Annotated in this window: 18 protein-coding genes and 5 pseudogenes; 8 read left to right on the forward strand and 15 right to left on the reverse strand. The window is 64.3% G+C overall.

Translation table 11 applies throughout. The features are described from left to right. The first annotated feature begins 161 nt into the window (after positions 1-161). Positions 162-2162 carry a cutinase family protein gene (locus ROP_RS39010; protein WP_012687123.1) on the forward strand — a complete coding sequence of 667 codons (2001 nt, stop codon included), beginning with the start codon at positions 162-164 and terminating at the stop codon, positions 2160-2162. A 526-nt stretch (positions 2163-2688) separates the two neighbouring features. Further along, the gene (locus ROP_RS39020) at positions 2689-3024 is read left to right on the forward strand and encodes a hypothetical protein (RefSeq protein WP_231869148.1); all 336 of its coding nucleotides are present in this window, start codon (positions 2689-2691) and stop codon (positions 3022-3024) included. A gap of 133 nt (positions 3025-3157) precedes the next feature. Here the strand turns inward: ROP_RS39020 and ROP_RS44720 are convergent. Beyond that, positions 3158-3386, reverse strand: a pseudogene (locus ROP_RS44720) (phosphatidylserine/phosphatidylglycerophosphate/cardiolipin synthase family protein); the annotation flags it as partial. A 1271-nt stretch (positions 3387-4657) separates the two neighbouring features. Between ROP_RS44720 and ROP_RS39025 the strand changes: the two are divergent. Further along, positions 4658-5962: an MFS transporter gene (locus tag ROP_RS39025; protein WP_012687126.1), complete on the forward strand. Its 1305-nt coding sequence runs from the start codon at positions 4658-4660 to the stop codon at positions 5960-5962. Positions 5963-6215: 253 nt separating this feature from the next. Here the strand turns inward: ROP_RS39025 and ROP_RS42230 are convergent. Continuing rightward, positions 6216-6506, reverse strand: a pseudogene (locus ROP_RS42230) (ATP-binding protein); the annotation flags it as partial. Positions 6507-6801: 295 nt separating this feature from the next. Here ROP_RS42230 and ROP_RS39035 point away from each other — a divergent pair. Genes ROP_RS39035 through ROP_RS39045 form a run of 3 tightly spaced genes read left to right on the forward strand, consistent with a single transcriptional unit; the run spans position 6802 to position 9829 of the window. Beyond that, positions 6802-7899, forward strand: coding sequence for a tyrosine-type recombinase/integrase (locus ROP_RS39035; RefSeq protein WP_231869149.1), 1098 nt, complete (start codon positions 6802-6804; stop codon positions 7897-7899). After that, on the forward strand, positions 7896-8843 hold the full coding sequence (locus tag ROP_RS39040) for a tyrosine-type recombinase/integrase (RefSeq protein ID WP_012687129.1): 948 nt from the start codon (positions 7896-7898) through the stop codon (positions 8841-8843). The genes ROP_RS39035 and ROP_RS39040 overlap by 4 nt, the downstream gene beginning before the upstream one ends. Next, positions 8840-9829, forward strand: a complete 990-nt coding sequence (locus tag ROP_RS39045; protein WP_012687130.1) for a tyrosine-type recombinase/integrase — start codon at positions 8840-8842, stop codon at positions 9827-9829. Before ROP_RS39040 ends, ROP_RS39045 begins: the two co-directional genes overlap by 4 nt. Here ROP_RS39045 and ROP_RS39050 read toward each other — a convergent pair. The 3 genes from ROP_RS39050 to ROP_RS39060 form a co-directional block, all read right to left on the reverse strand. After that, the gene (locus ROP_RS39050) at positions 9799-10491 is read right to left on the reverse strand and encodes an ATP-binding protein (protein WP_012687131.1); all 693 of its coding nucleotides are present in this window, start codon (positions 10489-10491) and stop codon (positions 9799-9801) included. The two genes, ROP_RS39045 and ROP_RS39050, sit on opposite strands and share 31 nt — an antisense overlap. Beyond that, entirely contained in the window at positions 10488-11867 is a 1380-nt protein-coding gene (locus ROP_RS39055) for a Mu transposase domain-containing protein (protein ID WP_012687132.1), read from the reverse strand. The genes ROP_RS39050 and ROP_RS39055 overlap by 4 nt, the downstream gene beginning before the upstream one ends. A gap of 166 nt (positions 11868-12033) precedes the next feature. Continuing rightward, the gene (locus ROP_RS39060) at positions 12034-13617 is read right to left on the reverse strand and encodes an ISL3 family transposase (protein WP_012687133.1); all 1584 of its coding nucleotides are present in this window, start codon (positions 13615-13617) and stop codon (positions 12034-12036) included. Positions 13618-13769: 152 nt separating this feature from the next. Here ROP_RS39060 and ROP_RS43085 point away from each other — a divergent pair. Next, positions 13770-13925: pseudogene (locus tag ROP_RS43085) on the forward strand (transposase); the annotation flags it as partial. Between the two features lie 75 nt (positions 13926-14000). On the opposite strand, the gene ltrA reads toward ROP_RS43085, so the two are convergent. The 3 genes and pseudogenes from ltrA to ROP_RS45350 form a co-directional block, all read right to left on the reverse strand. Next, a complete protein-coding gene (gene ltrA / locus ROP_RS39065) occupies positions 14001-15818 on the reverse strand; it encodes a group II intron reverse transcriptase/maturase (RefSeq protein ID WP_012687135.1) in 1818 nt (605 codons plus the stop codon). A gap of 667 nt (positions 15819-16485) precedes the next feature. Next, positions 16486-17526, reverse strand: a pseudogene (locus tag ROP_RS39070) (IS3 family transposase); the annotation flags it as partial. 14 nt (positions 17527-17540) lie between these two features. After that, on the reverse strand, positions 17541-17972 hold the full coding sequence (locus tag ROP_RS45350; protein ID WP_012687137.1) for a hypothetical protein: 432 nt from the start codon (positions 17970-17972) through the stop codon (positions 17541-17543). 263 nt (positions 17973-18235) lie between these two features. Here ROP_RS45350 and ROP_RS39080 point away from each other — a divergent pair. Then, positions 18236-18910, forward strand: a pseudogene (locus ROP_RS39080) (IS256 family transposase); the annotation flags it as partial. Between the two features lie 448 nt (positions 18911-19358). Here ROP_RS39080 and ROP_RS39085 read toward each other — a convergent pair. The 7 genes from ROP_RS39085 to ROP_RS39115 form a co-directional block, all read right to left on the reverse strand. Further along, on the reverse strand, positions 19359-20330 hold the full coding sequence (locus ROP_RS39085) for a PDR/VanB family oxidoreductase (protein ID WP_043827445.1): 972 nt from the start codon (positions 20328-20330) through the stop codon (positions 19359-19361). A gap of 22 nt (positions 20331-20352) precedes the next feature. Further along, the gene (locus tag ROP_RS39090; RefSeq protein ID WP_050785284.1) at positions 20353-20874 is read right to left on the reverse strand and encodes a hypothetical protein; all 522 of its coding nucleotides are present in this window, start codon (positions 20872-20874) and stop codon (positions 20353-20355) included. Then, entirely contained in the window at positions 20859-21884 is a 1026-nt protein-coding gene (locus tag ROP_RS39095; protein ID WP_012687145.1) for a phosphotransferase family protein, read from the reverse strand. The genes ROP_RS39090 and ROP_RS39095 overlap by 16 nt, the downstream gene beginning before the upstream one ends. Before the next feature lie 2 nt (positions 21885-21886). Then, a complete protein-coding gene (locus ROP_RS39100) occupies positions 21887-22693 on the reverse strand; it encodes an SDR family NAD(P)-dependent oxidoreductase (RefSeq protein ID WP_012687146.1) in 807 nt (268 codons plus the stop codon). 33 nt (positions 22694-22726) lie between these two features. After that, positions 22727-23572: an enoyl-CoA hydratase/isomerase family protein gene (locus tag ROP_RS39105; RefSeq protein WP_012687147.1), complete on the reverse strand. Its 846-nt coding sequence runs from the start codon at positions 23570-23572 to the stop codon at positions 22727-22729. Continuing rightward, positions 23572-25161: a class I adenylate-forming enzyme family protein gene (locus ROP_RS39110; protein ID WP_012687148.1), complete on the reverse strand. Its 1590-nt coding sequence runs from the start codon at positions 25159-25161 to the stop codon at positions 23572-23574. Before ROP_RS39110 ends, ROP_RS39105 begins: the two co-directional genes overlap by 1 nt. 237 nt (positions 25162-25398) lie before the next feature. Next, the gene (locus ROP_RS39115; protein WP_012687149.1) at positions 25399-26508 is read right to left on the reverse strand and encodes a hypothetical protein; all 1110 of its coding nucleotides are present in this window, start codon (positions 26506-26508) and stop codon (positions 25399-25401) included. Position 26509 lies beyond the last annotated feature (1 nt).

The following is a 26509-nucleotide window of genomic DNA, read 5'->3' on the forward strand; positions in this document are numbered from 1 at the left end:
TGGCCCCTTGTTCCATCGCCTGTGAAAACACCCGACTCCGGCCCATTCTCACCGGTCAGCACCCGAAAAGGGAGCGGGGGCACCCCGACACCCCGTTGAGGGGAAACACCGAAATGGGTGAAGGTAGGCAGCAGTGTCCCTTCCGGCAATTCGAGGTGCCCATGCCCGCCAGACGTTCGAGAACCCGTCGCACGGTCGCCCTGATCGCCACTGCGACCGTCGTCGTCGGCGTCGCTCTTACCGCACCCGCGATCGCCAACGCCGCCCCGGTGGGCTGTGTGTCGACATTCAACCTGCTCATCCCCGGCACATGGGAGACCAACGAGCACGCCGACCCGAACCAGCCCGTAGGCATGCTCGCCCCGGTCGCGGAGGCAATCAGGGCACAGAACGGTGCCCGCGCACAGATTTACACGCTGCCGTACATGGCGTCCGCGTTCGACAACGGCCACACCTACGCCGACAGCAAACTCGACGCGGTCAGCAAGGCCACCGCCGTGTTGAAGTCCTACGCCGACAAATGCCGGGGCGCGAAGATCACGATCACCGGATACTCCCAGGGTGCAGACGCTGCAGGCGATCTCGCGTCGGCGATCGGAAACGATCAAGGGCCGGTCGATGCGGACCAGGTCCTCGGTGTGGCGCTGATCGCCGACCCGGGTGCCGGCACGAAGGGCGCCGCACCGGTCGGACCGACGACCTCCGGGGAGGGGATCGCCGGTCCCCGGTCGCAGGGCATGGGCACGCTGTCGGGGCGGGTCGCCTCGATCTGCGATCCGAAAGACCTGTACTGCTCGATCCGCAAGGGCGCCAACCCGTTCCTCGGATCGCTCGGATCGATCCTGTCGAAGACCCCCGGCAACACCAGCACCGGTGCCGGCGCGGATGGTGGTACCGCGGCGGTCGCCCACGCGCTGACCTCGGATTTCACCGACGCCGACCTGCCCGGTCTCGGATCGAATGTCGACGCGCTCGGACAGCAACTGTCCGGCAACGGTACCGGCGGCTCGATCGATGTGAACCAGATCGCCGACTCCGCAACCTCGCTGAGTAAGACGCTCAGCCCACTGGTCGACCTGCTGCAGTCCGGGGCCGCGAACACCGCCGCCACCAGCAAGTTGGCCGCAGCCCCGGTGGGTACACCGGAAAACGCGGCCGCACAGGTCCTCACCACAGCCAGCCATGCGGACCTGGGCGGTGCACTCGACTCGGTGGCCACGATCGCGAACACCGCAGCCAAACTCGCCAATAACGGCGCCACCACCCTGCCCGCCACCGCACCCGAAATCTCTCAACTCGCGGGCACCGCCGCATCACTCGGTAGCCAAATCGCACCCGTCGCCGCCACCCCGGCAGATGCCCTCTCCTCCGCGTCGAGCGTGCTGTCGGTCCTCAAACCGAAAGTCGTCGTCGACCAGGCCCTGAACGTCGTCACCGGCGTCACTGCCCTCGATATTCCGAAGATCCTGAACAACCTGATCGTGCTCCCGCAAAGAATTGCCGCCGGCGATGTCCGCGCCGCCCGCGATACCGCCCGAGAGCTGAACGTGCAGTTCGAGCCCATAGTGAAGATGGCCGCCGGTGTCGACTTGAAGTGGGTCTCCCAGATCCTCGCGATCATCCCGGACCCGTCCGGATACACCCAGATCGCAGCGTTGGTCACCAGCATCCTCGGCAACGTCGACGTGATCAAGCTGGCCACCATCGCCGGTCAAGCCCAGGAAATTGCGTGGGCCGCCGCGGACAAGCTCTTTCCCCCGCCCGGGGTATTACCCGACCCGGTCGGTGCCGCGGCACAGACCACGGCGTTGATCCCACTCGGCCTCGACCTCGCCTCGGTGGCCGCGAACATGCTCACCGGCAAAGCCAGCAAGACCGACCCCGCGCTGCTCGGCAAACAGACCAATCCCGTGGGCAACGCGATCACCACGCAGGCGCAGACCCTCGACCTCGCAGGACTCGCCGGGTCGGTGTCGACGATGACGCAGTCGCAGGGGGCCGAGGATCTCGCCGCGGTAGTCGGCGAGGGCCTGAACGCGGCCAGCTTCTTCGCCTCCGGTGCACACCAGAGCTACCAGAACCTCGTCGTCGACAACGCCGGCCGCAACGCCATCCAGTGGGTCTCGGATTGGCTGAACCTGCAGATCACCCGCGCCGCCTGACGAACCGACATCGTCCCGGTAGGACCACCACTGCGTGCTTCATCTCGCGGCCGACTTCATTTGAACTTCACCTCGACCACGGAACCGAGAACCTGGCAGATAGAGCGGATGCTGTGTCGAAATCCGACCTGGCCCGGACGAAGAAACGCCGCAGTTCAGGTCACCGCCCCGGCGTTGACGTTCGGTCCGAGAACCTATATCTCCCAGTCGAATAGGAGCACCGGAAAGTGGCCCGTCGAACACACCGCCCGACATCGTGCTGGGTGAGTTGCCCGCACTGCGGCGGCAAACGCACCTACTTCACCCGCAGGACCGCGCGTGCGGCCCGCACCCACCACGAAAAACGCCACGGCCTGGCGATCTACCCCTGCCCCCACCGACACCAGGACGGCGACGCCGGGATGTTTCACGTCGGGCACCGGCCAGAGGGGTTGGGTCGCGGCCACATCGACCGGGACACGCTCGCCGATAATCAGCGGGCAGCGCTCCAAGGCAGGGCTGCGGGCGGGGGTGCGCGGTGACACTGATGAACGCCACGGGATCCCCCACACCTCCGATCTCACTCGATGTTGGTGGGCGGATCCGGTTCGGTCTCGAACCACGCCGCCCCTACACCGTCCGCGCACTCTCGGAGCACTTCGTCGTCTGCACCCGCCCACGCGACTTCGCCACCACCGGTGAGTTCGTCTACACGGTCATCGACTGGCGGAACGGAATCCGCGGCCCGGTCAACGGGCAAAGCGCGGACGTGAGCACCGATGAGCGGTGCCGCGACCTCCTCGACGACCTCGAAGCCGGCCGGTGGGAGATCAGCCACCGCAACCGCGTCCAGCTCGACATCATCGAAAGTGACCAGTCATGAGACCAACCAGCCGAAAGAGCCTATTGCGCTGCGCTACCGCAGACGCAGTGGTCGTTCCACCAGCGTGGTGAAGGGCACTGTGACGCGTACTTCGATGGTTACAGGTCCAGCAGCGCCAGCAGGGCGGTCCGGAGGCGGCGGGGGAGGTGGCAGCACCGGGGATAGCGGCCTTGGAGGCGTTGACGACCAGAACGTCCCCGGATCGCAGCGGAAGCAGGTCTGGTGCGGCCTGGCCGAGGTAGCCGGTCGCCGCATAGCGGACGCCGCGGGTACGGATCGCGCGGGTGATGTGCGACCACGGACTCGGCGTGGAAGGTGGTCCCATACCGACAGACGGCAACCCGTCTCGTCCACTGCCTCATTAAGCGCCACAGGAGGCGCTGAACCTGGCCGCCGACCCTCCAGCACGGCTCACTCGAGTTCGACGGCGCAGGAGCCGGTCGGACGAGGACCCCACGGTGTCGGCCGGCAACACTGCAACCAGCCCTGTGGGTGCCGACGCGTCGACGAAGTCCGACAGCATCGTCACCGAGGCTCGCCACAAACCGACACTCTGCAGAGCAAAAATGCGGTGACGTGGGGATCCGGGCCCGTCGCTGCGATAACTGAAATTATCGTCGCCGAGTACGCACAAACCATGAGTGACACGATGTTGCGGCCTGAAATGGTCTCTTACAGGCCGATGATGTGTAGGTTCTCACCGCCGGTGCCAGTTTTCTCGATTTCGTTTCAGTAGGACGCGAACTTTGCGCGTTACCCCAGTTCAGCGACCTGGACGTCATCGAAATGTCCGAGATTCTGACAACTTAGTGAGAATCCCTCGGCGACAACACTTTGCAAAAAGGACGCAGGTCAGCACGGCGTGCGACCGACAAGACCGACGAGACCTACACGATGTAAGTTCCACGTCCTTTGCCGTTTGACTTGAGGGCGTTGCACGCTCACCGGAAGGCAGCCTCGACGTTCCTGCCATCGAGTTGAGGAGATTGAGCCTCTACCTGGCGTTTCGCAACAATCACTCACTGATCGGCGTCGACGACAGGCCTCAACTTGAATTAGGAATGCAGCAGAAATATCACCTGCGGCCGGTCGCCCATTGTGGAGGGCATCCAGATCGCGGCCCGTTTGTGTCTCAGATCAGAATGGCAGCGGGGCGGTTTCACTGGGCGCCCATGGGTGAACGACAAGGTACACCCGGTCACGTGGTTTTTGGACTTGCGCACAATGGGTGCATCCCAAGAAAAGCCGTCTCCTCGGCGTTGATGAGACGATCGTCACATGCGAGCTTCGGGCCCACCGCAAAGACCGCGCGTTCTCAGTGCCATCCAAATCCAGCCGACACCCACCAGCTGTCCGAGTACATTCGAATACGACGTGTGAAGAGCGTACGGAACTTTCGGGACCACACACCACCGCTGCGCCGGGTGGATGTTTCATTGACCACCCAGGGCAACAGCGAAACAAATGCCGGCCGCATCGCGTCTCAGAATCCCACCTGTCAGACATGGCTCATGAACCTGCCACTCTCCTTCACAGGAAACGTGGAAAAGAGCCGAACAGGAAGTATCTCCATCAACATCCATGGGCTCGTATCGGGCTCGAGTCCCACGCCCCTACTCCAGAGAGAAGCCAGATGGTATCGGAAAGCACGCTTACCACTCGTGCGGGCAGCACAGTTACCCGCAGCGCCAGGAGGGCAATTGTTGCGGCCAGCTTCGGCACATACGTGGAGTATTACGACTTTGTCGTATACGGGTATGTCGCTGTGTACATCGCCCATGCGTACTTCCCCTCCGACAATCCCCTCGTCGGCTTACTGCTCACCTTCGGGGCTTTTGCTGCGAGCTACGTCGCGCGTCCGCTGGGCGCGGTAATCTTCTCCCCGCTTGGCGACAAGTACGGACGCAAAACCGTACTCGCCGTCGTCATCTTGATGATGACCCTTGCGACCGCAGCGATCGGGCTTCTACCGACATATGCACAGATCGGTCTCTTCGCCCCGATACTGCTCACCGTGCTTCGTGTCCTACAGGGGATCTCAGCCGGTGGCGAATACGGTGGCGCAACCTCGCTGATCGCCGAGTTCTCCCCACCCGACAAGCGTGGGTTCTACGTCGGATTCATAGCTCTCACAACTGGTCTTGCACTTCTTACCGGATCGATCGTGGCTCTCTCCCTTACACGGATGCTGCCGGAGGAATCCATGCTCTCATGGGGATGGCGTATCCCCTTACTGCTCTCCCTACCGCTTGGTCTTGTCGGCCTGTACATCCGATTCAAACTTGAGGAGACCCCGCACTTTGCTGCGCTGAGCTCGCAAGAAAAGGCGGTAAACAAACCTCTGGCAACTACTGTCAAACGTGACTACAAGACGGTCATACTCACAATTGGACTCGCGGCCACGAACGCAAGCTTGCTGGCTGTCTACTTCATCTATATGCCATCAGCTTTGAAGCAATTCGGGAATTTCGAGGCCGCCGATGCCCAACTCATCACGTTCTCTGGACTGGCCGCCTACTGCCTGGCAATCGTTCCCTTCGCAAAGCTGACCGACAAGGTAGGTCGCCGCCCACAGTTGATCGCCTCGACGATCGCGCTTGTCCTCGTAATCTATCCATCCTTCCTGTTGGTATCACATGGCAGTATTGCTCTTGCTGTCTTGGGTATGGTCATCGTCACGCCGCTTATGGCAGCCAATGTAACGGCGGTGCTCCCGCTCCTTACCGAGCTATTCACTACCGCCAACCGGTACACCGGATTGTCGTTGGGCTGGCAGATCGCGACCACGCTGTTCTCGGGCCCCACTCCGGTCGTGCTGGCCGCGCTGGCCGGGGCCGCTGGCGCAACGATGCCGGCGTTCTATGCGATGGCCATCGTCGCACTGTCAGCATGTGCCGCATTTGCCGTTCGGGAAACCTTCGATACACCACTGCAGTAGGTGGTGAACCTGCTGAGAGCAGACTGAATTGTCGGGGGTCTCTACAGAACGACTGGACATCAGACGAATCGCCCGTGCAACTCAACGGCCGTCTGCAGAGCGTCAAGCATCCAGCTGCTCCTCCGCCGACCGCACACACCCACCCGCCGACGCCGGTCAAGAAGGTGCGAAGCTCTCAGGCCGCGGCGAATTGACGAGGCTCAGCGAAATTCCCCACTTCTGCTCGGCGAAATTCCCCACCTGTGAGCGGTGTTTACTGTAGCGGTTGCCGGGTTGCGGTGGTGGCTTTGCGGAGGTTTTCGGCGCGGGCGTGGTGGTCGCGGAGACGGTAGGAGTCGCCGTCGAGGTTGAGCACGACGGACCGGTGCAGCAGCCGGTCGAGCATGGCCGCGGCGACGGTGGTGTCGCCGAGGACCTCACCCCATTCACCCACGCTGCGGTTCGTGTTTACGATGATCGAAGTTTTCAGATATCGTTGCGCCACAACCTGAAACAACGCAGACGCCGCCTCGCCGGGCAACGGGAGATAGCCCAGTTCATCGACCTATACCGATGTTCACATAGATCGCTTTATGCCGCCCCCGTAACTATGCCGACATCGTCCTGTGGCGAACACGGGATGCACTGCAGCCTGGTGGTTCGTTGGAGATCACCTGCTGATCATGTCGGCATAAGCCCCACCGTCTGATCGATGCTGATCTGGACGGAGCACGGTGCTCCGGGATGGAGACACAGCCATGTCAGGTACCCGCAGAAGGACCGGGCCTCTGAGCCCGTTCGTCGAGAACTATCGGGATCTACTTCGTGGATTGGGCTACCGCAGCGAGACCATCAGAGGAATGGTCAAAGTCCTCGGCCAACTCGACCGCTGGATGATCAGCAACGAGATGTCGGTATCGAATCTCGATGCGACACAGATGGACTGCTTCCTCGCGTATCGGCGCGCCGACGACTACCGGCAATCACCGCATCGGCGAGGACTGCGGCTCCTGCTCGACATGTTGATCGAGATGCACGTCGTCGCGCCGCTGCCGGACGACCCACTGACCAGCACCGAGGTACTGCTCGACGATTACCGGCGGTGGTTGATCGAGGATCGCGGCCTCGCCGAGGCGACCGTGCAACGGTACGAGCGATCAGCGCGAAAATTCCTACTGACCGGATCCGACGCCGGCAGCGTCGACCCAACGGCGTTGACCGGCAGCGACGTCAGCGGCTATCTCCTCGCTGAAGCGGGGCGATGCAGCGTCGGTGCCGTCAAAGGCCGCGTCGCGGAAATGCGAGCACTCCTGCGCTACCTCTTCGTCCATGGCATGACCCCGACCCTGCTCAGCGGCGCGATCCCACCGGTCGCCGGCTGGCGTGAGACCTCGATACCCCGCTACTTCGCCCGCGACGACGTTGACGCACTGCTTGACACGTGCGACCGCAGCACAGCTCTGGGAGCTCGAAATTTCGCGATGCTGATGTTGCTGAGCATGCTCGGTCTACGATGCATCGAGATAGCGCGACTCGAACTCGACGACATCGACTGGCGGTCCGGGCACCTACGAGTGCGTGGTAAAGCCCGCCGGCTCGACACCCTGCCCCTGCCCCACGAGGTCGGCGACGCGGTTGCCGGGTATCTCCGAGACGGCCGACCCCACACCACGGACCGTCACCTTTTCCAGACGTACCGCGCCCCCATCCGAGGTATCCCTCCGGACCTGCTCAGCGACGTCGTCCGCCGGGCATGTAAACGCGCGGGCCTCCCACCGGCAGGGGCTCACCGACTTCGGCATTCGGTGGCGACGACGTTGCTCTCCGAGGGTGTCGCACTGGCCGACATCAGCCAGGTTCTGCGCCACCATGACCTGGCCACGACCGCCATCTACGCCAAAGTCGACCTGGCGTCACTGCGCACCGTCGCTCAGCCCTGGCCGGGAGCCCTCTCATGACCACCACCGAGAACCCGACATCCTTGCGGATGCATCTGACTCAATATCTGCTGCTGCGCAACCGATTAGGGCACGAACTCGCGTACGCAGCGCGCCTCCTGCCGCGCTTTGTGACCTACCTCGAGGACCTCGGTCACTCCACGGTGACCATCGCCGATGCACTGGCGTGGTGTCAGCAACCACCATCACCGCCCGGGAGCTCGGTCTGGCCGCGGCGGATGGGCGCAGTCCGAGGCTTCGCTCGCTACCTCAGTGGCATCGACCCGGCTACCGAGGTGCCGCCCATCGGGTTGCTGCCCAGTCGCCGCCGGTGGCGTCCACCATTCATCTACAGCTCCGACGACATCGCGGCACTGCTCGGCGCAGCGGCCGCGCTGCCCTCCCCGCGGCGGGCAGCGACCTACTCCACCCTGTTCGGTTTGCTCGCCGCCACCGGCATGCGAGTCGGGGAAGCGTTGACCCTCGATAGCTCCGACATCGACTGGGACGACGGTGTTGTGCTGGTTCGGGAATCGAAGTTCGGTAAGTCCCGTAACGTCCCCCTCTCGGACAGCACTACCGAGGCGTTGGCGCGCTACGCATCCCTACGCGAGGGCTTCGATCGCACACCCGGGAACGAGAGCTACTTCGTCTCGCTCACCGGCCGCCGGGTGATCTACGAGTCGGTGTTCGAAGTATTTGCAGACCTACGGCGCAGCAGCGGAATCGGGCGCCAATCGACGGTGACGCCGAGGATCCACGACCTCCGCCACACGTTCGCAGTGACAGTGCTGTTGCAGTGGTACCGCGACGGCGGGGACGTCGCCGCTCGACTTCCGCGGCTCTCCACCTACCTCGGTCACCGCGACCCACGATCGACCTACTGGTATCTGTCCGCGGCACCGCAGTTGCTGGCGTTGGCGGCAGAACGGCTCGAACCAACCCTGCCGCAGGTGAACTCATGACCGCCATCGCGCCGACGGTGCAGTCGTTCTTCCTCGAGCGGTTGAGCACGCAGCGCCGCGCCAGCGAACACACCATCGCCGCCTATCGAGATGCGATGCGGCTGCTGCTGGCGTTCATGGAACAACGAACCCACCGAGCCCCGTCACGGTTGGACTGGACCGATCTCGACGCCGACGCGATCTGCGCGTTCCTCGATCACCTCGAAAAGGACCGCGCCAACTCCGCACGCACCCGAAACGCCAGACTGACCGCCATCCGCTCGCTGTTCTCCTATGCCGCCCTGCGGCATCCCGAGCATGCTGCGCTCATTGCACAGGTCCTGGCGATCCCACCGAAACGGTTCGACAAAGCCATCGTCTGCTTCCTCGACGAACCCGAGGCCGCTGCGATGCTTGCCGCTGCTGACCGCAGCACCTGGGCCGGGCGGCGTGATCATGCGCTGATGACGTTGGCGATGCAGACCGGTCTGCGGGTCTCGGAACTGCTCGGACTCAACTGCGGCGACGTCGTCACCGGAACGAGCGGACACGTCCGGTGCGTAGGCAAGGGCCGCAAAGAACGGTCGGTGCCGATGACGGAATCGGTGCGCTCAGTCATGAACGTGTGGCTGATCGAGCGAGCCGGACAACGCGACGATGCGGCGTTCTGCACTCGGACCGGCCGACGGTTGAGCGTCGATGCCGTCCAACGCAGAGTCAACATCTACGCCGCACAAGCTCGGCAGTCCTGTCCGTCGCTGGTCGGAAAACACCTCAGCCCCCATGTCTTCCGGCATACCTGCGCCATGACACTTCTGCACGCAGGCGTCGATACGACCGTCATTGCCCTCTGGCTCGGGCATGCAGACGTTCGATCCACCACCGCCTACCTGCACGCCGACCTCGCGATCAAAGAGCGTGCCCTCGCGCACCTCGCGTCGTCGACATCGCCACCCGGACGCTACCGGCCACCGGATCAGCTGCTCGCGTTCCTGGAGGCACTGTGAATATGCTGAGCACATTCAGACTCGAAGTACTGCAAGTCATTGCAAGACAGGGCAGCCCACCCGGAACGCCGCCCGGCATCGGCATAGTTACGGGGGCGGCATAAATCAATTATCAGGAGGGTGGGGCCAGCGAAGAACCGCATCGTCGTCGCCCACCGGCCCTCGATCGCTGCCCGGTGACAGCGGGCGGCGAGGTCGGCGGCGGTGGTGAAGTAGGTGCGGTACCCGGCGTGCACCGCGGCCCGCGCCAACCCCACCGACAGGTGTGTCTTGCCCACCCCCGGCGGGCCGACCAGCAGGATATTCGTGGCGGTCTCGAGGTAGCGGCAGGTGCCGAGCTCGGCGATCAACTTCCGGTCCAGGCTCGGGGCGGCGTCGTGGTCGAAGTCCTCGAGCGACGCCGGGGTCGGCAGGCACGCGAACCGCAAACGCCCGGCCAAACGGCGGGCCTCGGTCGCATCGACTTCGATGGCGAGGAGCTCTTCGAGGGCGGCGGTCATCGACAGGTTGGTCTTCTGGGCGCGGTCGAGGACCGCCGGCAGCGCTTCGGCGGCGTCGTGCAGTTTGAGCACCGCCAGATGACCGCGCAGGCGTTGGTAGAGGCTGGCCGCCGCGGCGGTGTTCGGCGCCGGAGGAGTATCGGCGGCAGGGGTGGTGTTCATGTCAGGGTGTTCCTTCCGCGGGCGGCCCGCTCGTAGGTGGACAGGTCGATAACGGTCGGTGGCGTTGGCATCTGGGATGTTTCGGCTGCACCGGAGGTCGTCATGTTCGACTCGCTGGTGCCCCGACGCAGTGCTTCCGCGGCCGCGATCGCGGCGGGCCCGGGTGGGATCCGTTCCTTGCGGCGGTGCGGGCGACCGGCTGAGCCGGCGGCCGCCATGGCCGCCTGCTCGAGCGCGTAGACATGGCCGTGGTCGCGGACCGTGACGCCGGCGCCGTCCGGGGCGAGGCGGTGGCGGGCGATGGTGATCTGCGCGGTGGTGACGATGTCGATCACCTCGGCCCCGAGCACCCGGGTGACGGTGACCTGCGCCGACGCGAGCTCCGGGGGCACCGAGTACCGGTTGCCGCGGTACGACACCAGCGCCTGCCGGGATGCGGTCCGGGGTTCGGTGAGGATCGCCGGATACGGCGTGGCCGGCAGCGCCGTGAGCGGTTCGGTGGCGGCGACGGTCGCCACCGAGGCCTTGCCGTCGGCAGTGGCCCGCATCCGGGTATCGCCGCGCAGCCGGCAGAACTCGTCCAGGCGCTGCTGCGCCTGTTCGACCGTGACGTCGTCGGGCAGGGTGCGCCACCACCGCTGGGCGGCAGTGTGATTGGCCTTCTCCACCACCCCCTTGCGGTTCCCTGCCTTGGGTGGGCAAATAGCCACCGCGACCCCGTAGTGCTTCGCGGCGCCGGCGAAGCTCGCCGTCACCCGGCCCGACTCGGGGTGGCACACGGTCGCCATCCGATCGAACCGCCACACCTTCGTCACACCGCCGAGCCGTCGGCTGACGCGGTCGAGGCCGTCGACGAGGTGCGGCTGGGTCATCGCCGGCGCCAGGATCCCGCGCCAGCGCCCCGAATGCGCCAGGGAGCCGACCAGCAGGTGCGCCATCCCGCCCCAGCCCCAGGAGGCGGGTGGATTCGGCAGGTCGACCCAGTCCCACTGAGTTTCCTCGCCGGCAGGATGGGCGATGATCGCGTTCGCCCGGTCGGTGGCGGTCGCGCAGGCCTCGCACACCGGGCGCAGTCCGCGGTCACGGATCTGCCGGGTCAGCGTCGGATACGACAGCCGATATCCGAGCTCTTCGAGCTCGTCGCACAGGGTGCGAGCCCACAGATGCGGGTCCTCGGACAACCGGCAGGTGACGTAGTCGACGAACGGTTCGAACGGGTCCGGTTCGCGGCGTTTACGCACTCCAGGGGTGCGTTCGTCGTTCAGGTAGGCCCGGACGGTCTTGCGGTCCCTGCCGGTGTGGCGGGCGATCGCCGAGATCGACCAACCTCGTTTACGTAGGGCATGTACTTCCACATCGTCCTCCCATGTCAGCATGTGAACGCGGGTCTCCTTCGACTGGCTGATGTGTGGTCAGAGACCATCAGCATCGAGGGAGACCCGCCCTCGTTGGCGGAGCCACACGGGTGGGGAATTTCAGTGAGCGTTACTGGGGAATTTCAGGGATCTGGCGCACTTTTCGTGATTCTGTTGTCGGCCTTAGCTATACGGTGTGGATGACGCGCTTGCGGAGCAGGTCCAGGTTTGCGCGTCCATACATCTGGCGTTTGAGCATCTTGATGCGGTTGATGTGTCCTTCAACAGGGCCGGAGCTGTAGGGCAACGTCAGCCCTGCGGTGACGGCATCGAGATCGCGACGCAAACCTGCGACGAAGGACCGCAATGCCCGATCTCCGTTGGTGTCAACGGCCGTCATCCAGGCGCCGAGGTCGCGCCCGCGCCGCTCGATCATGATCTCGGCGAAGCCTTGGACGAGGTCTCGGGTGGCGGCCAGGGCGGGACTGCGTTCCAGCAGCGACTCGAGCTCAGTGCGTTCGTCGTCGCTGAGCCGATCCGGGTGGCGGGTCAGCCAGCCGGTGGCCTGCCGGACCGACGGCGAAGCGGGTCCTGACGGAAGCGGATTCAGAGTGCTCCGCAACGGCTGCAGGTAACGTCGGACAGTCTTGTCGCTGCCGCGGTATCCCAACAGGGCGATCTCACGAGTAAGTCGGGCGGCATCGGTGCACCCGGCGTTGAAGCGTTCGTGGAGGTGGGGCTTGAATTCGTCGAGCAGGCTAGCGCGGGATTCCGTCTTGGTCAGCAGCTCCTCGACCTCGGTGGCGCGGGCGAACCGCCGTACCGTCCTGCGGTCGAGTGAGAGCTTCCGCCCGATTGCGGAAATCGACATGCCCTGGGATGCCAGTTGCTGGACTGCGGCGTGCCGTTCGCGGGTTCGGGTGACGAGCCGACCGTCGATCGGCTCGACTTCGGCGTGGACGATCTCGTCGATGCCATCCGGGACGACGCTGACTTGATCGGCGTCCTCATCGGGCAGACGCAGGTCGGCGCGGTGACGGGTGACGGTCTTCTCCACCGCCTCGGCCAGGTTGTGCCACAGGTGCCAGCGGTCGGCCACCTGGACGGCGTCGGGAGCACCGATCCGGACGCCTTCGGCATAGGCGCCGGCGCGGTCACGGCACACCACCTCGGTGCCGGGATGCTTCTTCAGCCAGTCGGCAACGGTGTCCGCCGTGCGGTCGGCGAGCAGATCGATCGGCTTGCTCGTGACCATGTCCAGCATGAGGGTGCCGTACACGTGACCGCGGCGGATCGCGAAGTCATCGATGCCCAGGACGCTGACCTCGCCGACCTTCGGATCGCTCAGGGCCCGGACCGCCCGCAACAGGGTGTCCCTGCCGACAGCGACCCCGAGGCGAGCGGCCAGCCGGGCCCCTGCCCGCCCGGCCACGGCCAATCCGATCGCTGTGACCATCGCGCCGAGCACGGGCGTGCGTCGCGACCGTGATGTGGTCAGACCCGGCACCTGCTCGGCGAAAGTCTTTGCCGTGCAATCAATGGTGTCACAGAAGAATCGACGCACCCGAAGGTCGATCATGACCGGATGCCCACCGATCGCAGTGTCGGCCAGCTGCCGGCGGTACCGAGAATGCACGCGAGCGGACTCACCATCACAGCGCGGACACCGTCCCCCGTCGCCCTTCGGCTCTGCGGCGATACGGATCGTCGAACCTACCCGACGAACCCCCGCGACAGCGACACCAACCAGGTGAGGCAGCAACGCCCGCACGCCCTCGAAATCACACGCCGACGATCCTCACCCGCCGCAGGTCAGCGCACCGTGGCGACACGCCGAATACCTTCACGAAAAGTGCGCCAGATCCAATTTCAGCGAGCGCCGTCAGAATAGCCGCGGCCTGAGAGTCTGGCCTTCCCAACGGTGCCTGGGTGCGCAAGTCCCCGCAGATGAACGAGGTACTGCCGCTGTATCTGCACGGGCTCTCCACCAGTGACTTCGGGCCGGCACGCGAGCAGTTCCTCGGATCGGGCGCCGGGCTCTCGGCGGCCTCGATCACCCGGTTGAGGGACCCTCACCAGCAGTCGGGTAGCGGGGACGCATTGCTGCGTCCCCGCCCCCTCAGATCCGTGCGAGCGACTTTCACCGCACACGGCTCAAGCAAGCCGCAAGGGCGTCACGGATTGCTGGTTCCTCCTGCGAGCCTGAAGGCTGCGTCGGCAGGAGGCGTGCACAAGGCGTGTCGAGTTCCCCTTCGCCGCGTCATCTCGCCCGTGGTGGGTGAGGTAGTCGGCAGCGATTGCCTGCCTGACCACGCCGAGCCACCAGCGTTCCCATTCATCAGGGGAATCTGGCGGTTGATCGGGCGTGAGCAGGTGGTCTCCGCAGAGTGGACAGCGGCCGTTCTGCCTAGCGAGCAGGCCGGCGTTGTAGCTGTCGAGCGGTGGTTTGACCTTGCGCCGCCGCCTGATCCAATAGTCACGGAGGTCGGAGTCGTCTGGAGACGCCCTTCCCGCGACCGTGGTGTGACGGACGATGGGAGTCCAGGCGAACTTGACCAGGTGGGTGATGACCTCACCGTGGTCGCCACGCGGGTGGTCGGGATCGCCGAACACCCATTGGTCGTTCCTGAACTTGTGGAACCGGCCGAAGTAGCGATCTGCAATCCACCACTTCGGCTTGCCGGGGTGGCGGCGGCGGGCCCACCGCCATGTGAGCCGCCACATGTGGTAGTCCAGCGAGGCGAAAGTCTTGCTGGACACCACGCCCCGGTAGTAGGCGGTCCAGCCCCGGATGATGGGGTTGAGCCTGGCGATGACCGCCAACGCGTTCGAGCCACGCATACGGCGCATCTCGTTGGCGAGCCTACGATGGATTCGCTTGACCGCATCCGAATTCGGCTTGATGAGTAGTTTGGCGGGCCGGGTTCCGCGCCGGTATCGGCGGATGTTGTACCCGAGGAAGTCGAAGCCCTCTTCTTCGAGGTGCACGATGTGGGTCTTGTCCTCGTTGAAGGCCAGTCCCCTCGGAGCCAGCCAGCCCGCCAACCGGTCCTTGACCAGTTCGGCTTGCTGCCGGGAATGACAGCAAGCCACCAGGTCATCGGCGTACCTCACCAGAACGGGAGTCCCCGGCACCGAACGCGCATCGAGCGTGTCGGCGGCCTTGAGGTAGCGGACTCCTGCAGCCTCCTCCAGGCCGTGCAGCGCCACGTTCAACAGGAGTGGACTGATCACCCCGCCCTGTGGAGTGCCCTCCTCGGACGACGCGAACCGTCCGTTCTCAATCACCCCGGCCGTCAACCACTTTCCGATCAATTCCCGTGCTGGGAACGAGCCGAGTGTGTCGAGAAGCCGGGGGTGGTCGATTCTGTCGAACGCGGCCGACAGGTCGGCGTCCAGAATCCACACCCGTTTGGCTCGTGACCCATTGAGCGTAGAATACAGGGCGCCGATCGCATCGGCGCAGCTTCGTCCCGGCCGGAACCCGTACGAGCGGGCCTCGAACCGGGCTTCCCACTCGGGTTCCAGGGCGGTGCGGACCCGAGCCTGATGGCATCGGTCCATTACCACGGGAATGCCGAGCGGACGCCGCTTGCCGCCTGCCTTCGGAATGTACACGCGCCGAACTGGCACCGGCTCCCACGACGACCGCGACTCATGCACCCGCACCGCCATGTTCGCCCGCGCCTCCGGTGACAGGGCAGTCTCCCCGTCGATCCCGGCCGTTCGACGTCCAGCATTGCGTTGGGTCACCTGCCGAACACTGACCAACGTGTTCGACCAGGAACCCAACATCAATTTCTGCAGCGACCGGACCGCAGCCCAGTCCTGCTCCCGCGTCGCCTTGAAGATCCTGCGCCGCAACCTCACTACGTTCTGCTCATGGGCGCGCCAGTCAATGGCATCCCAGTCCAGCACGACGTCCCGGGGTCCGTTCACCTCATCGGTGTCCAACTTGCCCCTCAGGTTCATGAGGCCACAGCCTCGGTGTTCAAAGGCTCACCTGCCCACGTCAGCACCCTCACGGGCCCGACCGTTTCCGGTCGGTATCCGGCCAGTTATGCCACGGCGGTCGACGGAGGCGTCGACCACGCTGCCGCGGGTTTCCTGTCGCCTTTCGGCTACCGGCATTGGCTTCTTGGGCATCCTGTCCCGCCGAGGGATTCAGCTCTCCTTGCGGTCGGCTTACCACACGAGCGCCGACGTATGTCGGCGCTCCTGTGGACCACGGCGAGGTTTCCACGTTCCGCACACTCGATATCCGACCGGATTGGGTGCCCTCTTTACCCCGAGACCACGCGGTGCTCACACGATCGGTCATGCCCGCCCGATCGTCGCGCGCCCCCTCTGCCAGGGGCCAGGTCCTGTCACCCCGGTCACCATCCCATCGCCGGAGCTGAGAATGACGAGGCGTCGTCAAGGGTTCACTTGCGTTCACCCGCCCGGTCTTCTCCCTGACCTGGTGATCCCTGGATGGAACAAGGATCCCTTTGGGTACGATCCTCGGGCTTCGCACCCCACCGGCCAGGAGCCGGTGACGCACGCCGAGGCGGGAGACGAGCAGTTGAGCACTCGCCCGGAGCTACATGAGCGACACAGCGGAACCTGTCAACCTTTCTGAGACAGCGCTTCGGCAGGTTTAGTGTGTCGGGTTCTCCTCCTCGGTGCGTGGTTTGTTGATCCAGCTGGTGGTGGGCAGTGCCGGTGGTTCCGGTGGGTTGCGGACGAATCGTTCGGGGTGCGCGGCGTACGCGGTATCGAGGACGATGCCACGCCGGCGGCGCACCTCCGTGGCTCGGCCGTAGTGCACGTCGGCGGCGGTGTGTAGGCCGATCCCGGAATGGCGATGCTCGAAGTTGTACCAATCGAAGAATTCCTTGCCGTGCATCCGTGCGGCCTCGATGCTGTCGAACTGCCCAGGAAAGTCCGGCCGGTACTTCATCGTGCGAAACTGCGACTCCGAAAACGGGTTGTCATTGGACACGTGCGGGCGTGAATGGGACTTGGTGACCCCGAGGTCGGCGAGCAGCAACGCGACCGGCTTGGACGTCATCGACGACCCTCGATCGGCATGCAGGGTCAGCTGGTTACGGCCGATGTTCTGCTCCCGGATGGTTTCGGCGATCAGGCGTTCGGCCAGCGTCTTCGACTCGCGGGGGGCGATCATCCACCCCACCACGTATCGGGAGTAGATGTCCAAGATCACATACAGGTAGTAGTACGTCCACTTCGCCGGCCCGTGCAACTTGGTGATGTCCCACGACCACACCGAATTCGGTTGATGAGCAACCAGTTCCGGTTTCACCTTCGGCGGGTGTGTGGCCTGCCGGCGACGGTCCCCGGTCTGGTTCTTCTCCCGCAGGATCCGGTACATCGTCGACTCGCTACACAGATACATGCCCTCGTCGAGGAGGGTGGCATACACCTGCGCGGGAGCCATGTCGGCGAACCGCTGCGAGTTCAGTACTTCGAGGACCCGCACGCGTTCCGCGTTCGACAATGCCCGCGGCTGCGCACTCTCCCGCCCGGAAGCGTTCGCCGGCCCGACTTCGGGGATTTTCGGTGAGGTGCCCTGTATGCCAGCGTGTTTCGGGTGTGCACGATAGTAGCTGGCGTGTGCACGACCCGTCGAAGTGCACGCGTGGCGCACCCCGATCAGCGGCGTCAACTCGGCGATCGCGTGATCGATCATCGTCAACGCCTGCTCCCGCGATTCTCCACGCTGCTCGATGAGAGCTTCTCCAAGAGCGCGGACAGTTCCCCCTGGATGCGGATCACGTCCCGGGCCTGCTCGAGCTCCGCGGTCAGCCGCGCGTTTTCCGCAGCCAATCCGCTCTCGGTGGGCCCGGCTGCGGGCTTGGGTCCGCGCGGCACCGACAAGCCGGCGAGGGCACCCCTGTCGCGTTGACGCCGCCATTCGGTGAGCAACGACGAGTACAGGTTCTCCCGCCGCAGGATCGCCCCCCGCTCACCGTGGTCGGCTCGCTCGTATTCCTCGACGACGGCGAGCTTGTACTTCGCGGTGAACGTTCGCCGCACCGCCTTCTCGGCCACTTGGGGGTCGGGCACCTCACCGGGTCGCACACCGACCGGATCCATCCGGTCCGCGGTCTCTTCGCTACTCAATGCTTCCTACTCCGAACTCGCCCTCAAAACCTCACTGATTACAGACACAGATTGTGTCTCAGTGAAGGTTGACAGAGAGGGCAGCCGACCTCCTATCCATGCAACTCAATCGATGTGTGCGACTTCGTGTCGCACGGCATAGTTTGTCCTGCTCAAGCCTCACCTTGAGGTGGATGCCGTCGACCCACAGATAGACGAACTGCCCGAGAGGTCCCGACCCTGGAAGGCCTTGGCCTCGTCCTGCCCCTGCAGTGCTTGGGGGAATGATCGGGGTCCGCGCGGACGGCCGGAAGGAGCTCGTCGCCCTCACCGACGGGTACCGCGAGTCGACCGAGTCGTGGGCGGACCTGCTGCGTAGGTTGCCGACGCCCCGGCATGGCCGCTCCCGTCCTCTCGGTCGGTGACGACGCGCTGGGGTTCTGGAGGGCGCTGCGCGAGGTGCTCCCCGAAACCCGCGAGCAGCAGCGCTGTTGGTTCCACAAGCAGGTCAATGTGCTTGCTGCGCTACCGAAGGTGGCGCACCCAGGTGCACTTGCGGCGATGAAGGAAATCTACAACGCCGAGAACATCGACAAGGCGCAAGTGGCGATCAAAGCCTTCGAACTCGACTACCGCGCGAAGTATCCGAAGGAGGTCGCGAAGATCACCGACGACATGGACGTGCTGCTCGAGTCCTACAAGTATCCGGCCGAGCACTGGGTGCATCTACGCACGACAAATCCCATCGAGTCTACTTTCGCGACGTGCGGCTCCGGACGAAGGTCACTAAGGGACCCGGATCCCGTGCGGCGGGACTTGCCATGGCCTACAAGCTGATCGACGCCGCCTAGGCGCGCTGGCGTGCGGTCAACGCACCACATCTGGTCGCGCTCGTGCGCGCCGGCGCGGAGTTTCACAAGGGCAGACTGCTCGAACGACCCACCGACACCACCCCGGCCACATATCTCGGAAGGAGCGCCCCTCGCCCTCTATCCAGTTCACGCAGGGCAAGACATTGTCACCAGCACTTCAAACGAATTGTGATGGTCATATTGATCACATCATGGAGTTGGCATCACGTCATTGCCCTCATCAAACTGGGTAGCTGACGCAATCGCCATTGCCGCAAGGTAGCAGTCGGGTCGCGGGGGACGCATCCGGGATCCCACACCCGAACTGTGCCTTCGCTTCAACGCACACCGATCGAGCAAGCCACCTGAGCGGCCCGAAGTTGACCCCCTGCTCAACCAGCACCCAACGAGAGAAGTATGTGGAAAGCAGATCCCCGAAGGATGTCACTCTCAGGAGCCCACCTGCTCGCACGCGTTTCCTCGTTGGGGCGACACGTATCGACCACGAGAGTTATCAACGCGCGCCGAAAACGGGCTTTGCTAACTGGGGAGATGGCTATACGTCGAGGACGATGCGAGGGGTCTTCGACCTGGAGCAGCAGGGCGTGATGACCTCTCCGGATGCGCGTTGCTCCTCGGTGAGCACAGCATCTCGATGCTCAGGAATGCCCTCGAGCACTTTGGTCTCGCAGGTTCCGCAGACTCCTTCACCGCAGGAGACGGGAATGTCGATGCCGTAACCGGCGAGCACGTCGACGATGGTTTGGCCGGCGGGTATCTGTGCGGTTACTCCGGACTGTGTTGCGACGACCTCGAACGTCGCATCACGGAGAGGATCTGTCCCCGGGTTGACGGGTGCTTGGAATCGTTCCACGTGCAGTGATCCGGGGGGCCATGAGCGCGAGAGGCGTTCGACGGCTTTGATCAAAGGTTCCGGACCACAGCAATAGATGGCCGTCCCGAATTGCGGTGTACCGAGAACGGTGTCGAGGTCGATCAGGCCCCGCTCCTCTTCGGGCCAGATCTCTACCTTGTCACCGAAGCGGTCGAGTTCGGAGAGGAACGCCATGGATTCGCGGCGCCGGCCGCCGTAGACAAGAGTCCACGGTGTTTCCGGACGGGCCGCGTGGAGCTCTTCGATCATCGGCAGCAGGGGGGTGATGCCGATTCCACCTGCGATGAAAACGTACTTGCGCGCGGATTTCAGCGGGAACTTGTTGCGCGGGCCCCGTACCCGGAGGTGGTCGCCGGCTCGGATGCGATCGTGAACCCATTCGGAGCCGCCCCGGCTCTCACTGGCGCGGAGCACCGCTACCCGCCAATGGGACCGGTCGTCTCGAGACCCGCACAGGGAGTACTGCCGCTCGAGTCCGTCGTCCAACACCAGATCGATATGCGCGCCGGGATCCCAACCGGGCAACGGCCGGCCGTCGGGCGTGACCAAGGACAAGGATCGAACTCCGTCGGACTCCTCGTGCACGGTCTCGACGAGGACGTCGAATCCGGTCATGTCATGAGGTTGGGTCATGCTGTCGGTCCTGATACTTCCGCTAGTGGTCATCATCGGTTCCTGCCGCTTGTGCTTCGCGCTCAACCATGCGCAAGTACAGTTCTAATATTCTTCGGTCGAGTTGTTCGCGCAGAACTCCGTCCAGCGACTGGTCTGAACGCCAGCGCTGGTCGAAGTCTTCGAGGAGGCCCTGAAGGGCTTCGTTGACGGCCATTTCCATGGCCAGTCTGTGGTCGTGCACTCGGTACTGCTGTGTATTTGTACCGTTGCCGCCGGTTGCTTTTGCGAGGCGAGTAAAGAGGTCGCTGTAGTCCGCCCCGGCTGCGGCGGCGGCGACGTCGGCGAGGGCGATGCTCAAGGTTGCTGCAATGTCGTCGTTGTCGGCCGCCAAATTGGCCGGCATCCGATCCCAGGAGCGTTCGAGTCTGCCGAGGATGTGCAGTGCCGCCCGAAGTTGGCGGGCGGCGCCCCCGTCGGACACCTTCGGGAGGACGTCCTCGGTCAGGCCGCGACGTACCCCGCCGAGCAGTTCTGTGGTCGTGGGTTTCAGCACCAGGCCCATCCTTTCCCGTCGTCGGCGATCCAATTCAAGCTGCGTTTCAGTGAGGCGGTGACGGTTGCGGCGCGGTCCGCCAAGCGGAGGTTCCCGCTGACACCATCGGCGAACGAACGTGACGCCTTTAGGGAGATGGTTGCGAACTTCACTTCGGAGAAGACCCGGTAGAACCGCAACGCGTGTTCGGTCACCTTCGGTCCGCCGAACTCCTCGTACGAACGGACGAATTCCTCGAGGCCGACAAATCCTTCAGGACTCCACAGCGCACGGTAGGCCCAGGCGAGATCTTCGACCGGGTCACCGAGATGCGCCATCTCCCAGTCCAACAACGCGATCACGATGTTGTCTTGGTACAGAAAGTTCCCCGGGCGGAAATCCCCGTGTACCACGCTGATTTGGGTCGGCTCCGGCAGGTTTTCCCTCAGCCACCCGAATACGTAACCCAGTGCTGGATGAGGCTCCATGCGGCTGGTCCGGAACTGGGCTTCCCAGGATTCGATCTGTGCGAGTGGACTGCGGTCGGTGGGTCCGGACGCGAGGATGTCACCGAGGCCGAGTCCTTCCCAGTCCGAGGAGTGCAGTTCCGCGGCGGCCCGGGCGAGGTCGAGGGTCAGCTTTCGGCCACCTTCCCGGTCCTCGGATCGCAGGAAGCCGAGCGGATCGGCGCGCCCAGGCATCCGCTCGAGCAGGATCGACGGCGCCCCGACCACGGAGCCGTCCGCGTCGAGCGCGAAGGCGCGTGGTGCGCGGGTCGCCGAGTGCCCGAGTGCGCTGAGAACACCGAACTCCCATTTTGGGTCGGCGTCGACCTGTGATCCGTTCGTGCGGCTGAGCATGATGACCGATTCGGAGCGGCTGGCACCGGATTGGTCGGTCCAACGGACCGTCGATGCCCATGCGCGTCGGGCATTGCCGCCGAAGACACGCTCGACGCCGTCGGCCCGCACGTCGCGAGCACCGGTGATCGAGACGCGCAGCAGCTCCTCGATCCGCTCGCCGATCTCCGAATCGTCCATGGTCAGCGCACCCCGGCCGCGACTCGCATGACCTCACCGGTGACGGCGTCGGACTGTGGTTCGAGGAAGAAGGCGATTCCCTCGCCCAGATCTTCCGGTGTAGCCAGGTCACCGAGAGCGGTGTAGGCGAGGTGGCGCTCGTGATAGCCCGGTTCGATCCACGACTTGACACGCTCGCTCAGGACCAGGCCCGGGGCGATGCAATTGGCGCGGACACCCTTGCGGCCCATCGACATGCTCAAGCTGCGAGTCAATCCGACGACGGCGGCCTTTGCCGAGTTGTAGGCGGCGTTGCCGAGCTCGGGGCGGTTGGCGAAGGCGGCCAGTGAGGCGACGTTGACGATCTTGCCGTAACCCTCGTCGTAGAAATGTCCTTCGATCGCCTTCGACAACAGGAAGGCACTGTTGACGTTGAGTGCGAAGGTTCCGGCAAAGTAGTCGAGTGAGATGTCCGACAACGGCAGGTCGTACACATCCTGGTTGATGTTGACCATGCCACCGGCGACGTTGGCGATGCCTTGCACGGAGCCGAACTCGGACAACGCGTAATTGACGGCGTCCTGGGTGCCGGACTCGGTGGTCACATCGACCTTGATCGTCTTCAGCTTCCCGGGCAGATCTTTGGTCTTGTCCTCCGTCTCCGCCAGTCGTCGCGAGCTCAGATCAACCCCGACGACGTTCGAACCCACGCGCAGCAGTCGTGCCACCGCGGCGCCACCGATGCCACCACCCGCTCCGGTCACGATATAGGTCCGATCCTGCAGAGCCCGATTGGATCGGGGCGGAGCGGTAAAAGGCTGAGTTGACATGTGTGGTCGTCCTTCTGGTGTGGTCGTCGGTGATCAGATGTAGGAGCGCTGCTCGAATACGGGTGGCCGCTTTTCCTGCAGCGCGGCGAGCCCCTCTTTGGCTTCGGGGCCGGTGAAGCCGAGGATTCCGAAGGCCAGTGACGCCTCGAACGACGGCCAGGCGGCCCGAATCCAGTTGTTGAGAGCAAGTTTGGTGAATCGGATCGCGCTTGGCGCCCCTTGGGACAGGCGGATCGCGATCTCGAGAGCGCGAGCATCGACCTCATCGTCGTCCACGCAGAACGACACCAATCCGATGCGCTCGGCTTCCTCGCCGGTAATTGCGTCGCTGGTCATGAGGTAGTACTTGGCCTTGGCCATGCCGCACAGCAGCGGCCAGAGTGCGACGGCGTGGTCGTCGGCGGCAACGCCGAGGGTGGTATGTCCGTCGACGAGTTTCGCTGTTCGTCCCGCGACAGTGACGTCGGCGAGTAGTGCTGCGGCCAAGCCGCCTCCGGCGGCGGGGCCGCTGATCGCGGAGACGATCGGTTTGGTGCAGTCGAGCATGTTCTGCACCAGTGCGCGGCCTTCCTTCCACATTTGGCAGCGGAAGTCGTAGTCGTCGATGATCCGCTGGACCATGTCGAAGTCGCCGCCGGCGGAGAAAGCGCGTCCTTCGCCTGCCAGCAAGACCGCCGAGACGGTCGGGTCCTCGTCGATCCGGCGCCAGATGGATCCGAGGTCCTTGTGCATCTGGAAGTCCAGCGAGTTCATCTTGCCGCGGGAGAGCAGGACACGCAGCACATGAGGAGCGGGCCGGTCCAGTTTCAGGCTTTCGTAGTTGGGATAGACAACCGGCGGTGTTTCCGGGGCCGTCGTGGTGTTGTTGGGGGTGGACATCAGGCGGTTCCTCCGACGTATTCGATGGGTGCGCCGGTACCGAATTCACGGCGCAGAGCCTCTTTTTGGATCTTTCCGTACACGGCGCGCGGCAAGTTGTCTCGGAATATCACCGCACTGACCCGTTGATACTTCGCGAGTTGGTCGTTGCCCCAGACCCGCAGTTCCTCGTCGGTGATCACGGCACCGGCGCGGGGAATGGCGATCAGGATCGGGGTCTCTCCCCACTTGGGATCCGGTTTGGCGATCGCCGCGACCTCGAGGACGTCGGGATGGCGCATGAACACCTGCTCGATGTCCACGGCGAAGATGTTGATGCCGCCGGATTTGATCATGTCCTTCTCGCGCCCGGAGACGTAGAGGAAGCCGTCTGCGTCGACGTGACCCACGTCGCCGGTGCGCATGAAGGAACGACCGTCCGGCGCGTACCAGGTCGCCGCTTCGGTCAGCTCCGGGTTGTTGTAGTAGCCCTTCATCATGCCGATGGAGCGGGCGACGATTTCTCCGGTCTCACCGACGGGCAGTTCGGTACCGTCGCCGCCGACGATACGTACCTCCTCGAGCATGATCGGCTTGCCGACCGACGTCCGTTTCCCTCGGGCCGCGTCCTCCGGGATACGCAGGTAGGCAAAGCCTTCCGAGAACCCGTAGACCTCGTAGATGCCGGCGTTCTCGAAGGCGCGGTCGATGGCGTTGTAGGTCTTCTCGGCGATCGGCTGCCCGGAAGTGACCAGGCATTGCATCGAACTGACATCGAAGTCGCTCAGGTGCGGATCCTCGAGCAGCGCGATGTACTGGGTGGGCACGAGGAAGGCGTGTGTTCCCCGTTCCCGTTCGACCGCCGCGAGGAAGGCGTTCGAGGTGAACTTCTCCAAGATCACGATCTTCCCTCCCCGGTACATCGTGGGGATCATCGTGATCCAGGTACCCGACGCATAGGGCGGAGTGGCCAGGATGGCGGTCGAGTACCGATCGATGCGCAGCCCCATGCCGAAGCCGTAGGGATACATCATCCGGCTGAGATGAGTGTGTTCGATGCCCTTCGGCATCCCGGTGGTTCCGGAGGTGTAAAGGATCGTGATGGTGTCCTGCGGCTTGATCTTCACCGGCGGCGCCTCAGGTGAAGCGCCCTCGATCAGGGGCCGGATATCGGACCATCCCGTCCCGGTCTCCCCGAACGTGAAGAACCGATCTGCGGGAATGTTGGTCAGCGTCGAGCGAACGGAATCGATCTGGGCCGCGGTCTGCGAATCGACGAAAATGATTTCGGCATCGGAATCGTTGAGCAGACGGGCCAGGGAGTCGCCGTCGAGCAACACGTTGAGCGGAACGGTCACGCACCCGGCCTTCGCGCTACCCCAGAACGCGATGAAGGTGTCGATCGAGGCGGGCATCAGGAGTGCGACTTTGTCGCCCTTGTCCAGTCCCAGCTCCCGGAGGGTGTTGGCGAACCGATTGGTCGCCTCGTCGACCTCGCGCCAGGTCATCCGGGTGTCACCGCACACCAACGCAGTCTGATCTGTGAAGACGCGACCGTTGTGGCTGATCACGTCCGGACACATCAGGGGGAAGTCGTACTCGAGGGTCATGGGGTGCTCTCCTGTGCGGTGGTAGCGCTTCATGCGGATTGGGAGGTCGGTGCGTGTTGTGCCCTGCGGTCGTGACACATGCACCGGGTGCGGGAGTCACACTGTGGTGGTAGCCACACTAGGGAACGAAGGCGAAATTCTTTGGACTAGTCACCTCTGACCTTTGTGCACAAGTCCAAAATCCGGTTGCCGGTCGGCCGGCACCCGGGTCGTGGGCTCTGATCGGCACACCGGTGATCAGAGGAAGGCCCACCCGCGCTCACCGCGGGCACAGGACTCGTAGGCGTCCGGTTCCAGTGGTTGCAAGATTCCCGTGGTGGTGCGGTCCTCACAAATGATTCGGCAATGGTGCTCATTGAGACCGCTCAGTTTCGAACGCACCGAGGCCTCCCGGACATCGAATTCGTCGCCCTCCACCATCGGCTCGCCGACGTATTCGCCGTGGTGGAGGCCTGTTTCCGGGCTCCCGCCGTAGAGGCCGCACTTCATGTACGCGGTCTGGAAACCCAACCGTTCGAAGTGCACCTGCCGCTGCTCGCCGGTGTCGAAGGTGTAGTCGATCACGCCCTCGGTGAAGATCTTGGTGTCTTCCTCGAACCGGAGTCGGCGTTCGACGTTGACCACCCTTCCCGCTCCCGGGCGGGGATCACCGAAGTCGTAGAGGACGGTGCGACCCCAGATCGCGAAGTCGTCGAACCAGATCCAGTTCCCGCCCTTCCAGCCGGCCTTCACCGTGCGGCCCGGATGCATTCCGGGTCCGCCGACACCGCGCCCGATACCCCAATGCCGATCCCGGGTCCCGCGGGCGGCACCTTTCGGCCATTCGACCCGGACGTCGCCGATCTGCACCCACCCGGTCACATCCCCGAAACCCTCGAAACCCGCGGTCACGTGCTTCTGCGAACCCGTGGGGGTGGCTGATTTGAGAGATCCGTAGGCGGCGCTGTAGACCTGCCGCCTGCGGTCGACCCAGTCCAGCTCGTAGGAGATGTCCCAGTCATTGGGTGCGAGTACATGCCGCCATCGTCGAAGCCCCTCGACGATAGACGGCCGGATCGGACCGACTTCCAGGTCCATGCGGTCGACGCCGAGCGGACGAAACGCCCGGACGGAGCGGTGAATGCCGCGATAATTGACGATCGCGTACGCCTCCGCCAAGTCGAGGTTCGGGTAGAAGGTCCCCCCCGCGGCGATCAGCAGATCACCCACCTCGTCATGGAAGACATTCCAGTACCGCTCGTAGAACCGGGGGTCCGAGGACCAGGCCACCCTGATCGGATCCGGGGTCTGATGAATGAGGTGATCATCGAGTGGCGCCAGGGGAAACTGCTCGTCTAGGTGCTCCACG

It is taken from the genome of Rhodococcus opacus B4 (genome assembly GCF_000010805.1).
GTDB classification, from domain to species: Bacteria; Actinomycetota; Actinomycetes; order Mycobacteriales; family Mycobacteriaceae; genus Rhodococcus_F; species Rhodococcus_F opacus_C.